This window comes from Stenotrophomonas sp. NY11291, from assembly GCF_023277365.1.
GTDB lineage: Bacteria > Pseudomonadota > Gammaproteobacteria > Xanthomonadales > Xanthomonadaceae > Stenotrophomonas > Stenotrophomonas geniculata.
Window position 1 is genome coordinate 905024 of sequence record NZ_CP096975.1, and the last position, 12442, is coordinate 917465.

General features: G+C 66.8%; 11 protein-coding genes. 9 read left to right on the plus strand and 2 right to left on the minus strand.

Annotated elements, in window-relative coordinates; translation table 11 throughout:
• The first annotated feature begins 61 nt into the window (after positions 1-61).
• From M1L61_RS04125 to M1L61_RS04140, 4 genes are all read left to right on the plus strand, one after another.
• Positions 62-1153, plus strand: a complete 1092-nt coding sequence (locus M1L61_RS04125) for an OmpA family protein (protein ID WP_010483958.1) — start codon at positions 62-64, stop codon at positions 1151-1153.
• A gap of 220 nt (positions 1154-1373) precedes the next feature.
• On the plus strand, positions 1374-1880 hold the full coding sequence (locus M1L61_RS04130; RefSeq protein WP_010483956.1) for a hypothetical protein: 507 nt from the start codon (positions 1374-1376) through the stop codon (positions 1878-1880).
• Between the two features lie 83 nt (positions 1881-1963).
• The gene (locus M1L61_RS04135) at positions 1964-2710 is read left to right on the plus strand and encodes a pseudouridine synthase (RefSeq protein ID WP_224329374.1); all 747 of its coding nucleotides are present in this window, start codon (positions 1964-1966) and stop codon (positions 2708-2710) included.
• 85 nt (positions 2711-2795) lie between these two features.
• Positions 2796-3131: a hypothetical protein gene (locus M1L61_RS04140; protein WP_005412356.1), complete on the plus strand. Its 336-nt coding sequence runs from the start codon at positions 2796-2798 to the stop codon at positions 3129-3131.
• Between the two features lie 119 nt (positions 3132-3250).
• Here the strand turns inward: M1L61_RS04140 and kbl are convergent, their stop codons facing one another.
• Complete coding sequence (gene kbl / locus M1L61_RS04145; protein ID WP_005408238.1) at positions 3251-4459, minus strand: glycine C-acetyltransferase; 1209 nt, start codon at positions 4457-4459, stop codon at positions 3251-3253.
• A 206-nt stretch (positions 4460-4665) separates the two neighbouring features.
• Between kbl and M1L61_RS04150 the strand changes: the two genes are divergently transcribed.
• Positions 4666-5361, plus strand: coding sequence for a TorF family putative porin (locus M1L61_RS04150; protein ID WP_010483951.1), 696 nt, complete (start codon positions 4666-4668; stop codon positions 5359-5361).
• 180 nt (positions 5362-5541) lie between these two features.
• Here the strand turns inward: M1L61_RS04150 and tdh are convergent, their stop codons facing one another.
• Positions 5542-6564 (minus strand): L-threonine 3-dehydrogenase, encoded by a 1023-nt coding sequence (gene tdh / locus M1L61_RS04155; protein ID WP_248854364.1) that lies wholly within the window; start codon positions 6562-6564, stop codon positions 5542-5544.
• A gap of 418 nt (positions 6565-6982) precedes the next feature.
• Between tdh and M1L61_RS04160 the strand changes: the two genes are divergently transcribed.
• The 4 genes from M1L61_RS04160 (at position 6983) to M1L61_RS04175 (ending at position 12412) form a co-directional block, all read left to right on the plus strand.
• Complete coding sequence (locus M1L61_RS04160) at positions 6983-9145, plus strand: S46 family peptidase (protein ID WP_053442564.1); 2163 nt, start codon at positions 6983-6985, stop codon at positions 9143-9145.
• Between the two features lie 199 nt (positions 9146-9344).
• Positions 9345-9989 (plus strand): histidine phosphatase family protein, encoded by a 645-nt coding sequence (locus M1L61_RS04165; protein ID WP_010483945.1) that lies wholly within the window; start codon positions 9345-9347, stop codon positions 9987-9989.
• A 41-nt stretch (positions 9990-10030) separates the two neighbouring features.
• Entirely contained in the window at positions 10031-11302 is a 1272-nt protein-coding gene (folC, locus tag M1L61_RS04170; RefSeq protein ID WP_248854365.1) for a bifunctional tetrahydrofolate synthase/dihydrofolate synthase, read from the plus strand.
• 81 nt (positions 11303-11383) lie between these two features.
• Positions 11384-12412 (plus strand): SPOR domain-containing protein, encoded by a 1029-nt coding sequence (locus M1L61_RS04175; RefSeq protein ID WP_248854366.1) that lies wholly within the window; start codon positions 11384-11386, stop codon positions 12410-12412.
• Positions 12413-12442: the final 30 nt, after the last annotated feature.

Below are 12442 nucleotides of genomic sequence, written 5' to 3' on the forward strand. Positions count from 1 at the left end.
CGCACTTGTGCTGGCCCATGCCTCTACCGGTTTCATACCCCCGAAATAGGAGCTGTACTCAATGAACAAGAAGATCCTTACTGCCGCGCTGCTGGGCGGCCTGGCTTTTGCCCAGGCAGCTTCGGCGCAGGAGTTCGATGACCGCTGGTACCTGACCGGTTCGGCCGGCTTCAACTTCCAGGACAGCGACCGTCTGACCAATGACGCTCCGTTCGTGACCCTGGGCCTGGGCAAGTTCATCAGCCCGAACTGGTCGCTGGACGGTGAGCTGAACTATCAGAACCCGAACTTCGATTCGAACAAGGACCTGAACTGGTCGCAGTACGGCGTCTCGCTGGACCTGCGTCGCCACTTCATCAAGGAAGGCCGCGGCTGGAACCCGTACATCGTCGGTGGCCTGGGCTACCAGAAGTCGGAAGAAGAGTACCCGGCGCTGAATGCCAATGGTCCGCGCCAGCGTAAGGACGGCAACGTTGCCGCCAAGCTGGGCGTCGGCCTGCAGACCACCTTCGAAAAGCGCGTTGCTGTCCGCGCCGAAGTGGCCTACCGCGCTGACTTCGACGACCAGAGCGTTGCCGCTCCGAAGGAAGACTGGTTCGGCGACGTGCTGGCTTCGGTCGGCGTCGTGATCCCGCTGGGCCCGGCTCCGGTCGCGGCTGCTCCGGCTCCGGCTCCGGTTGCCCCGAGCTGCGCCGACCTGGACGACGACGGTGACGGCGTCAACAACTGCGACGACAAGTGCCCGAACTCGCAGCCGGGTCAGACCATCGGTCCGGACGGTTGCCCGGTGCCGGTCTCCATCGACCTGAAGGGCGTCAACTTCGACTTCGACAAGTCGAACCTGCGTCCGGACGCCGTGGCGATCCTGAGCGAAGCCACCGAGATCCTGAAGCGTTACCCGGATCTGCGCGTTGAAGTTGCCGGTCACACCGACTCGAAGGGTACCGACGCTTACAACCAGAAGCTGTCGGAGCGTCGTGCTACCGCCGTGTACAACTACCTGACCAAGAACGGCGTTGACGCCGGTCGCCTGGTCGGCCCGATCGGCTACGGCGAGAGCCGTCCGATTGCTCCGAACACCAACCCGGATGGTTCGGACAACCCGGAAGGTCGCGCCAAGAACCGTCGTACCGAGCTGAACGTCCAGAACTAAGTTCTGACGCTCTGCCTGTAGGACACAGCAGGACCCGGCTTCGGCCGGGTCTTGTTGTTTCTGCGGCCCGGAATCCGGGCATCTACTGCTACGCAGGCAACCGTTCGTCGGGTTTTTGTTCGTAAAACCAATGAGTTGCCGTATTCATTGAAAGTGGCGCTTGAAAGCTGTCGCGGCATTGCTAAACTCGCCGCGTCACTTCCTTTCCTGGATGCCCTTCATGCTGCGCTCTGCATCGGCCGCCTTCCTGGCGCTGGCCCTGGTTCCCGCCGCCCACGCTGCGGTCGATTGCTCGGTCAACACCAGCGCCTCGCCGCTGCCGTTGCCGGCCACGACCATTGCGCCGGTGGCCGACGAGCTCTACATCCGTGGCAACCAGCTGGGCATGCCGGCCGGTGTGCTGAGCAGCAACTACGATCCGTCGCAGTCGCTGGACCAGGTGCTTCAGCGCCTGCGCATCGACGGCTGCCAGAACATCGCCAAGGCCATTCCGAGCGCACCGGCGGTGAAGCCGAACGATCCGGCGGCCTACAAGCCGCAGACCGAATTCGACAACACGCCCTGGCGCTTCGACATGAGCCAGAACGGCAAGCGCATGACCGCTGAAGAGTTCGATGCCTGGATGAAGGCGCGTGGCGTGCGTGTGGTCAAGGCACGTCCGGCTCCGGCCGCCACCCCGGCTCCAGCCGAAGCACCGGCTGAGACCAAGCCGGTCGACAAGAAGTAAGCGTCGCGGGGAGCAGAGGCTTGCGCACGCGACGCCCACCTGCCGCCCCCGCCGCCCGCTCCCACGCACCGCGTGGGCGTGCGATTCCCGCTGCCACAGCCGCCGGTGTCCGTCATGGCCTGGCGCGCGTGCTGTCCAAGGCCGGCGTCTGCTCGCGCAGCGAGGCCGCGCGCTGGATCGCCGAGGGCCGCGTACGCGTGTCCGGCCGCATCGTGCGGGATCCCGAGTTCCCGATTGGCCAGCCGGCGCCGCCGATCGAGGTCGATGGCCAGCCGATGGGTGCGCCGCAGCGCCTGTACCTGATGCTCAACAAGCCGCGCGGGGTGGTGACCACCGCGCAGGACGAGCGTGGCCGCGACACCGTCTACCGCTGTTTCGATGGCGCCGGGCTGCCGTGGATCGCACCGGTCGGGCGGTTGGACAAGGCCAGCGAGGGGCTGTTGCTGTTCAGCAACGATCCGCAGTGGGCTGCGCATCTGACCGATCCGGAAACCGGCCCGCAGAAGACCTACCACGTGCAGGTGGACCGCCTGCCCGACGAGGACACCCTGGCTGCGCTGCGCGCCGGTGTCGAGGACGAAGGCGAGTTCCTCCTCGCCCAGGCCGTGCGCGTGCTGCGCAGCGGCGACAAGACCGCGTGGCTGGAGGTGGTCCTCGACGAGGGCCGCAACCGCCACATCCGCCGCCTGTTGGCGGCCTTCGACCTGCAGGTACTGCGCCTGGTCCGGGTTGCGATCGGCGGGCTGCAGCTCGGCGATCTCGGCAAGGGGCAATGGCGGCTACTTGAGGTCAGTGACCAGCAGCGGCTGGGGGCCGCTGCACCGGGCTGATCATCGCCCGCGGCCGGCGGTTGCCGGCCACCGTTCCAGGCGTAGGGGGCGCTTGGTTGCTGAATTTCCCGAACGGAGCCTGCCCATGTACCACCCGACCCTCAACCAAACCCTGCGCTGCGCAGGCCTGCTGCTGCCGATGGTGCTGCTGACCGCCTGTGGTGGCCACAAGAAGGTGGCCAAGGCGGAAACGCCGGCTGAAACACCGGTGGTGGAAGTGAAGACCCCGGAGCTGGATGGCCGCGGCAGCTACCGCTTCCTGATGAGCAACGGCGACAAGAAGATGACCGCCGATGAGTTCGATGCCTGGATGAAGGCCAACGGCATCCGCGTTGCCAAGGGCAACGGCCAGGATGCTGCAGCCAAGCCGGTGGTGGTGGCCAGCAAGGACGAGCCGAAGGGCAAGAAGAAAAAGAAATGACGCGCGTCGCGCGTCATTTCGGTAGCGCCGGGCCGTGCCCGGCGAGCGCATAGCGCGGCTATCGGGGAAACCGCCGGGCATGGCCCGGCGCTACCCGTGGGGATCCGACCCCGGGGCGATCAGCCCTTGATCACGCCCAGCTCGACACCGATGCGGGTGAACGCATCGATCGCGCGGTCCAGATGCTCACGGCTGTGCGCGGCGCTGATCTGGGTGCGGATGCGCGCCTGGCCCTTGGGCACCACCGGGAAGAAGAAACCGATCGCGTAGATGCCTTCTTCGAGCAGGCGCTCGGCGAACTTCTGCGCCAGCGGTGCGTCGTACAGCATCACCGGGCTGATCGGGTGCACGCCCGGCTTCACGTCGAAACCGGCAGCGACCATCTTTTCGCGGAAGTAGCGGGTGTTCTCCACCAGGGTGTCGCGCAGGTCGTCAGCGGCGGCCAGCATCTCGAACGCCTTGATGCCGGCGGCAACCACATGCGGCGGCAGCGAGTTGGAGAACAGGTAGGGCCGCGAACGCTGGCGCAGCAGCTCGATCACCTCGGCGCTGGCGCAGGTGAAGCCGCCCAGTGCGCCGCCCATGGCCTTGCCCAGGGTGCCGGTGATGATGTCGATCTTCTCCAGCACGCCCTTGACCTCGGCCGAACCGCGGCCGGTGGCACCGAGGAAGCCGGTGGCGTGGCACTCATCGATGTGCACCAGCGCGTTGTACTTCTTCGCCAGCGCGGTGATTTCGTCCAGCGGCGCGATGAAGCCGTCCATCGAGAACACGCCGTCGGTGGTGATCAGCTTGGTCTTGCAGCCGGCGGCATCGGCGGCCTGCAGCTGCGCTTCCAGGTCGGCCATGTCGCAGTTGGCGTAGCGGAAGCGCTTGGCCTTGCACAGGCGCACGCCGTCGATGATCGAAGCATGGTTCAGCGCATCGGAAATGATCGCGTCGTTCTCGCCGAGCAGCGGTTCGAACAGGCCGCCGTTGGCGTCGAAGCAGGCCGCGTACAGGATGGTGTCCTGCTTGCCGAAGAAGTCGGCGATCTGCTTCTCCAGCTGCTTGTGCAGGTCCTGGGTACCGCAGATGAAGCGCACCGAGGCCATGCCGAAGCCGTGGGTATCCAGCGCATCCTTGGCGGCCTGGATCAGGTCCGGATGGTCGGCCAGGCCGAGGTAGTTGTTGGCACAGAAGTTCAGCACCTTGCGGCCGTCCTCGAGGGTGATCTCGGCCGACTGCGGGCTGGTGATGATCCGTTCGGACTTGAACAGGCCCTGGGCGCGGATGGCGTCCAGTTCCTCGGCGTAGTGGCGGGTCAGGGCGGAGGAAGCGTCGGTCATGGCGTGGGCACGGCTCTGAACGGGGAAACCGCTGATTCTACCGGGCATCGCCGCGTGCCGACCGGCCCGGCTGGGGCATCGCCACGGCCGGCACATGTTGCATCGCAATAGCAAACTGGTTAAAAATTCGTGAACCGGAGCTGTCCCGCTCCGGCCGCTACGCCTGCTCCCCGCCTTCCACGCCACCGCCCCCACCGGAGACGCTCATGAAGCACGCCCGTGCCTGCCTCGCCATTGCCGCTGCCCTGACCCTGGCCGCCCCGTTCGCCGCCAGCGCCCAGGAAAACGAATCGCCGTACAGCTGGAACGTCACCGCCGTTTCCGATTACCTGTTCCGTGGTGTGTCGCAGACCGACGAGGATCCGACCCTGCAGGCCGGTTTCACCTACACCAGCCCGGTTGGCCTGTATGCCGGCGTGTGGGGCTCGGGTGTGGACTTTGGTGCGGGTGACCCGAAGACCGAGGTCGATTACCTGATCGGCTACGGCGTGGATGTCACCGAGCGCGTGAACGTCGATGTGCTGTTGAACCGCTACACCTACCTGAAGTCCAGCCACCAGAACTACAACGAGCTGATCACCACCACCACGCTGGATGACACCTACAAGCTGACGGTGGCCTACACCAACGATGTCTGGAACAGCAGTACCGATGGCTGGTACTTCGGCCTGGGCGGCAGCTGGGGCCTGCCGAAGGACTTCACCCTGAATGCCAACGTCGGTCGCAGCACCTTCGAGGACGGCATCGCCAAGGACTACACCGACTGGAACGTCGGCGTCGCGCGCCAGTTCGGCCTGTTCAACGTCGGCCTGGGCTACTACGGCACCGACGGCAACGGCCGCGACAACTCCGGCAAGCTGGCCCACAGCCGTGTCATGCTAAGCGTGGCCGTGGGCAAATAACCCTTGCTTCGGCAGGGGCCAGCCTTGCCTGGCACGCTTTACGAAAAAGGCGCCCATCGGGCGCCTTTTTCAATTCCGCAGCGTTCCTGATCCCGACTTGAGGAGAGCCCCCTTGATGTTCAAGGGGGCGCGCCAGCGGCGCGGGGATCAGGAGACATGCGGGGGAATTGACCCGAAGGGTCAATTCCAGCTCAACACGACCTTGCCGGCCTTGCCTTCTTCCATCAGGTCGAAGCCCTTCTGGAAATCGTCGATCGGCAGCTGGTGGGTCATCACCTTGCCGAGCGGGAAACCGGACAGCACCAGCTGGGTCATCTTGTACCAGGTCTCATACATCTTGCGGCCGTAGATGCCCTGCACGGTCAGGCCCTTGAAGATGATCTTGTCCCAGTCGCAGCCGGCGCCCTTGGGCATGATGCCGAGCATGGCGATCTTGCCGCCGTGGTACATGCAGTCGAGCATGTCGTTGAACGCACGCGGGTTGCCGCTCATTTCCAGGCCCACGTCGAAGCCCTCCATGTGCAGTTCCTTCATCACGTCCTTCAGCGACTGGTTGGTCACGTTGACCACGCGGGTGGCGCCCATGTCGGCGGCCAGCTTCAGGCGGAAATCATTGACGTCGGTCACCACCACATTGCGTGCACCGATGTGCTTGCAGATGCCGGCGGCGATGATCCCGATCGGGCCGGCACCGGTGATCAGCACGTCCTCGCCGATCACGTTGAACTCCAGCGCACAGTGCGCGGCGTTGCCGTACGGGTCGAAGAACGCAGCCAGCTCCGACGGGATCTGGTCCGGGATCGGCCACAGGTTGCTGGCCGGCATCACCATGTATTCGGCGAAGGCGCCGTTGACGTTGACGCCGATGCCGACGGTGTTCGGGCACAGGTGCGGGCGGCCGCCACGGCAGTTGCGGCAGTGGCCGCAGACGATGTGGCCTTCGGCCGAGACGCGCTGGCCGATTTCATAGCCGGTCACGGCCGAGCCGAGTGCGGCGACGCGACCGACGAATTCGTGGCCGATGGTCAGGCCCGGCTTGATGGTGCGCTGGCTCCACTCGTCCCACAGGTAGATGTGCAGGTCGGTGCCGCAGATCGCGGTCTTTTCCAGCTTGATCAGGACCTCGTTCGGGCCCGGGGTCGGAACCGGAACTTCTTCCAGCCAGATGCCCTTGGCCGCTTCGCGCTTGACCAGGGCCTTCATCGTTTGCTGCGCCATCGAGGTGGAACTCATCAGGGGGAAAGCGCGGATTATAGGGTGCCGCACGGATTTCCCATGTTGCGCTGCGGGTGCAGTGGTGGAACGAAAGGCGTGCGCCGGCGGGCATTTCGAACGTGGCCGCTGCACTCGCCGGGCATGGCCCGGCGCTACCGTCCGAGGCCAGGCAATTGTCGGGAGACGGGAGGCCAGGCCGATGCAGGACCGTGAGCGCCATGGATGGCGCGATCGAGCCCCCATGGATGGGTTTACGGCGTGTCCTGCATCGGCCTGGCCTCCCGCCTCCGTCCGATCGCAGTGGAGACGCTGAACGATGGAAGCACCCGATTGCATGACTTCCGGGGTTCGGGCCGGGGCAGGGCGGCGGGCTACAATCGAAGGTTCCACTACCAGGGGCCGCTCCATGCGCTCGAACCTGCTTGCATTCTCCATCGTCGCCAGCCTCGGGCTGGCCCAGGTCGCCCATGCCGCTGAAGGCATGTGGGTGCCGCAGCAGCTGCCGGAAATCGCCGGCCCGCTGCAGAAGGCCGGCCTGAAGCTGTCCCCGGAACAGCTGGCCAACCTGACCGGCGACCCGATGGGTGCGGTCGTCGCCCTCGGCGGCTGCACCGCCAGCTTTGTCTCGCCGCAGGGCCTGGTGGTCACCAACCACCACTGCGCTTATGGCGCCATCCAGCTGAATTCGACCGCGCAGAAGAACCTGATCAAGGACGGCTTCAACGCGCCGACCCTGAAGGACGAACTGAGCGCCGGCCCGAACGCCCGCGTGTTCGTGCTCGACCAGATCACCGACGTCACCACCCAGGCCAAGGCCGCCATCGCTGCCGCCGGCAACGACCCGCTGGCCCGCAGCCGCGCGCTGGACGCCTTCGACAAGGCCCAGGTCGCGGCCTGTGAAGCCGATGCCGGCTTCCGCTGCCGCCTGTACAGCTTCTCCGGCGGCAACACCTACCGCCTGTTCCGCAACATGGAAATCAAGGACGTGCGCCTGGTCTACGCGCCCCCGGGCAGCGTCGGCAAGTTCGGCGGCGACGTCGACAACTGGATGTGGCCGCGCCACACCGGCGATTTCTCGTTCTACCGCGCCTACGTGGGCAAGGACGGCAAGCCGGCCGCCTTCGCCGCCGACAACGTGCCGTATCAGCCCAAGCACTTCCTGAAGTTCGCCGACCAGCCGCTGGGCGCCGACGACTTCGTGATGGTGGCTGGCTACCCGGGCCGTACCAACCGCTATGCACTGGCCGGTGAGTTCAACGAAACCGCCAGCTTCACCTACCCGACCATCGCCAAGCACTACAACGCGGTGCTGAAGATGATCGCCGACGCCGGCAAGGCCGACGCCGACGTCAAGGTGAAGTACGCCGCCACCGCCGCCAGCATGAACAACGTGGCCAAGAACTACCTGGGCCAGCTGGAAGGCTTCAAGCGCATCGACGCCGCTGGTCAGAAGCAGGCTGAAGAAGCCGCCGTGCTGGCGTGGCTGAAGAAGCAGGGCGCTGCCGGCAAGCCGGCGCTGGCCGCACACGCGCAGCTGCTCAAGCATCTGGATACCAGCAAGTCGACCCGCGAACGCGACCTGTTCGTCGGCCAGTTCAACAACACCTCGGCCGTTGGCGCAGCGATCACCCTGTACCGCCTGTCGATCGAGCGCAGCAAGCCGGATGCCGAGCGCGAAGCCGGTTACCAGGAACGCGACCTGACCACCATCGAAGGTGGCCTGAAGCAGATGGATCGCCGCTACGTGGCGAAGATGGACCAGCAGCTGCAGGCTTACTGGCTGGAGCAGTACGTGGCCCTGCCGGCCGCGCAGCGTGACAATGAAGTGCTGAACAAGTGGCTGGCCGGCAGCGATGCCGCTGCGGTGAAGTCGCTGGTGGCCAAGCTGGGCGGCACCGAGCTGGGCAGCCTGGACACCCGCCTGAAGTGGTTCAAGGCCGACCGTGCCGCATTTGAAGCCAGCAGCGATCCGGCCATCCAGTACGCCGTGGCTGTGATGCCGGCACTGCTGAAGCAGGAAGAGCAGAAGAAGATCCGCGAAGGCGAATCGCTGACCGCCCGCCCGCTGTACCTGCAGGCCGTGGCCGACTACAAGAAGAGCCAGGGTGAGTTCGTCTACCCGGACGCCAACCTGTCGCTGCGCATCACCTTCGGCAACGTCATGGGCTATGGCAAGGACGGCGTGAAGTACACCCCGTTCACCACCCTGGAAGGCGTGGCGGCGAAGGAAACCGGCGAAGATCCGTTCGATTCGCCGAAGGCGCTGCTCGATGCGGTCAAGGCCAAGCGTTACGGTGGCCTGGAAGACAAGCGCATTGGTTCGGTGCCGGTGAACTTCCTGTCCAACCTGGACATCACCGGTGGCAACTCGGGTTCGCCGGTGCTGGACGCCAACGGCAAGCTGGTCGGCCTGGCATTCGACGGCAACTGGGAATCGGTCAGCTCCAACTGGGTGTTCGATCCGGTGATGACCCGCATGATCGCCGTCGACAGCCGCTACATGCAGTGGATCATGCAGGAAGTGGCACCGGCGCCGCAGCTGCTGAAGGAACTGAACCTGGCGAAATAAACCGGTTGCGGTAGTGCCGGCCGCTGGCCGGCAACCTCGACCAGATAGCCGGAGTTCCAAAACCCCGCGACCCACGTCGCGGGGTTTTTTCATGCCCGGCCCGGCCCGGTGCGCCGAACAGGTATCATCCCTGTTCCGCGCACTTCACAGGATGTGAACGAAACGCGGAAACCTCCTCCCCCCAGGACCCCTTGCACGCATGCGCATCCTGCTTGCCCGCCACGGCGAAACGCCGTGGAACGCCGAAGGCCGCTACCAAGGCCAGATCGATATTCCGCTTTCGCCGATCGGTGAAGCCCAGGCTCAGGCGCTTGGCGCCCGCTTGGCCTCGGTGGACATCACCCGTGCCGTTGCCTCGCCGCTGTCGCGCGCGCAGCGCACCGCGCAGCTGGCGCTTGGCGCCGCCCGCGCCGACATGCTGCTGACCGAGCCGGAGCTGCAGGAAATCGCCCACGGCGAATGGGAAGGCCTGCTGGCCAGCGAAATCAACGAAAAGGATCCGTCGCGCCTGCAGGCCTGGCGCGAGGAACCGGATACCGTGCTGATGCCCGGCGGCGAATCGCTGCGCCTGGTGCTGGAGCGCAGCTGGCGTGGCCTGGCCCGTGCCACCGAAGGCCTCGGCGAGCACGACACCCTGCTGGTGGTCGCGCATGACGCGGTCAACCGCGTGATCCTGTGCAAGGTCCTGGGCCTGCCGATTTCCCGCCTGTGGACCTTCCGCCAGGCACCGACCACGCTCAACCTGCTCGAAGGCGCCGACCTGGACAGCCTGGAAGTGGTGCGCCTGAACGACTGCGCCCACCACACGCCGTTCTTCGGCGAAGCCAAGCACCGCGCACTCTGACCCGCCACACCGAACCACCTGTACCTGCTGGAAGCACTGCCGTGACGAACACCCCGACCACCCTGGCCGATTGGCTGGATTACATTGAACGCCAGCACCCGGCGACCATCGACATGGGCCTGGAGCGCGTGCGCACCGTGGCCATGGCGATGGGTCTTGGCGCGCCGGCCGGGCGCACCATCGTGGTCGGTGGCACCAACGGCAAGGGCTCCACCGTGGCCTTCATCGAGGCCATCGGTCGTGCTGCTGGTTGGAAGGTCGGTGCCTACACGTCACCGCATCTGCTGCGCTACAACGAGCGTGTGCGCATCGACGGGCAGGACGTGGACGATGCAGCGCTGGTCGCTGCGTTCAACGCCATCGAGGCGGCGCGTGGCGAAACCACGCTGACCTATTTCGAGTACGGCACGCTGGCTGCGCTGCAGCTGTTCGCCGACGCCGGGCTGGACCTGGCGGTGCTGGAAGTGGGCCTGGGTGGCCGCCTTGATGCCGTCAACATCGTCGATGCCGACGTGGCGGTGATCACCACCGTGGACATCGACCATGCCGAGTGGCTGGGCGAGGACCGCGAAGCGATCGGCACCGAGAAGGCCGGCATCATCCGTGGCTGGAAGCCGGTGATTCTGGGCGAGACCGATCCGCCGTCCAGCGTGCTCGCACGTGCCTATCTGGTGGGTGCCAACGCGATCCGTGGCGGCAGCGATTATTTCTACGAGCCGATCGATGCCCAGCGCTGGCGCTGGCGCGACGTCGGCCTGCGCATGGAACTGCCGACCCCGGCGCTGGCCGGCCCGATCCAGCTGGCCAACGCCGGCGCCGCCATCGCCGCGCTGCGCGCGCTGGACAAGCCGGTGCCGCGCGCGGCGTGGGCTGCCGGTGTCGCGGCGGCGCGCATTTCCGGCCGGCTCCAGGCATTCGAGCGCGACGGCGTGCAGATCCGTGTGGACGTGGGCCACAACCCGCAGGCCGCGGGCCAGCTCGCGCGTGCGCTGAAGGCCGAGGTCTCGGCCGGACGCACCCTGGCGGTGTACGCCGCGCTGCAGGACAAGGACGCAGCGGGTGTGGTGCAGGCGCTGGAGGACGTGGTGGGCGAGTGGACCCTGGCCGGGCTGGAAGGCCCGCGCGGGCAGAGCGCCGCCCAGCTGCAGGCACGCCTGGCCGGCACGGCCGCCGCTACGGCGGCGCTGGCTGACAGCGTCGAACAGGCGCTGGCGCAGACACTGGCCCAGGCCGAACGTGGGGACCGGGTACTGGTGTTCGGCTCCTTCCATACCGCCGCCGCCGCCCTGCAATGGCTGCAGGACGCCGCCTGATACGCGTTCAGCCAACGCCGACGCCGTCCGGTCCGGCACCCGTATAATCGATGGCAATCTCCGGACAGTTGCCTGCCTCACGTGGATACGCCTCTGAAACAGCGTCTGATTGGTGCCATCGTGCTGGTGGCACTGGCCGTGATTTTCCTGCCGATGCTGGTCAAGGGACCGGCACCGGACAGCGGCGTCGCCAATGTGCCGATCGCCGCGCCGGATGCACCGGCCGATGGCCAGTTCGAAACCCGTGAACTGCCGCTGGTGGCCCCGGCGGGCGGTGCCACGGGGCTGCAGACCGGCCAGGCCAAACCGCTTGCGGAGGCCGCAGCGCCTGCCACGCCGCCGACCGTGGACACGTCGCCGGCGGTCGCCGCCGGCAACTATGCGGTTACCTTCGGTGCCTACGGCAGCAAGGCCGACGCCGATGCCGTGATCGCCTACCTGAAGCGCTCGCAGCTGCCGGGCTTCACTGAAACCGCCACCATCGGCGGCCGTCAGGCTTGGCGTGTGCGGGTCGGGCCGTATGCCGACCGCGCCCAGGCCGAGGCGGCCCGCCTGCAGGCGGTGAAGATCCGGGCGGATGTGAAGGCCGAAGTGATCACTCTGGACGCGGCGGCCGGCAGCAGTGCCCCGGTCGCGGCCACTCCGGCATCGGCTACGCCGAGCGCCAGCACTCCGTCCGCAGCCACTGCGCCGTCGGCCAGCAGCAACCCGGTCCGCAGCGAAAGCCTTCCGCCGAGTACGCCGACCGCAACGACCACCCCGGCCGCCAGGCCGGAACCGCCGAAGCCGGCGCCGAAGCCCGAGCCGAAGCCGGAGGCCACCGCCAGCAAGCCGGCGACGGCGCCGACCACGCCGGCGGCACCGGCTGCCAGCGGCGTCGGCTTTGCCGTGCAGCTGGGCGCGTTCGGTCAGGCCAACGATGCCAATGCCCTGCGCGACAAGGTCCGCGCCGCCGGTTTCAGCGCGTTCGTTGAACAGGTGCGCACGGACAAGGGCACCCTGCATCGCGTCCGCGTCGGGCCGGTGGCCAACCGCGCCGATGCCGAGCAGCTGAAGGCGCAGGTCGCCGCCAAGGTCGGCGTGGCCGGCATGGTGCGACCGCACCCATGACCCACGCGCAGCCCCGTTGCCAGCGCCGCC

Excerpts from the sequence above, each read along its gene's own strand:
- M1L61_RS04125 (WP_010483958.1), top strand. The coding sequence starts at position 62 with ATGAACAAGAAGATCCTTACTGCCGCGCTGCTGGGCGGCCTGGCTTTT.
- M1L61_RS04130 (WP_010483956.1), top strand. The coding sequence starts at position 1,374 with ATGCTGCGCTCTGCATCGGCCGCCTTCCTGGCGCTGGCCCTGGTTCCC.
- M1L61_RS04140 (WP_005412356.1), top strand. The coding sequence starts at position 2,796 with ATGTACCACCCGACCCTCAACCAAACCCTGCGCTGCGCAGGCCTGCTG.
- kbl (WP_005408238.1), bottom strand. The coding sequence starts at position 4,459 with ATGACCGACGCTTCCTCCGCCCTGACCCGCCACTACGCCGAGGAACTG.
- M1L61_RS04150 (WP_010483951.1), top strand. The coding sequence starts at position 4,666 with ATGAAGCACGCCCGTGCCTGCCTCGCCATTGCCGCTGCCCTGACCCTG.
- tdh (WP_248854364.1), bottom strand. The coding sequence starts at position 6,564 with ATGAAGGCCCTGGTCAAGCGCGAAGCGGCCAAGGGCATCTGGCTGGAA.
- M1L61_RS04160 (WP_053442564.1), top strand. The coding sequence starts at position 6,983 with ATGCGCTCGAACCTGCTTGCATTCTCCATCGTCGCCAGCCTCGGGCTG.
- M1L61_RS04165 (WP_010483945.1), top strand. The coding sequence starts at position 9,345 with ATGCGCATCCTGCTTGCCCGCCACGGCGAAACGCCGTGGAACGCCGAA.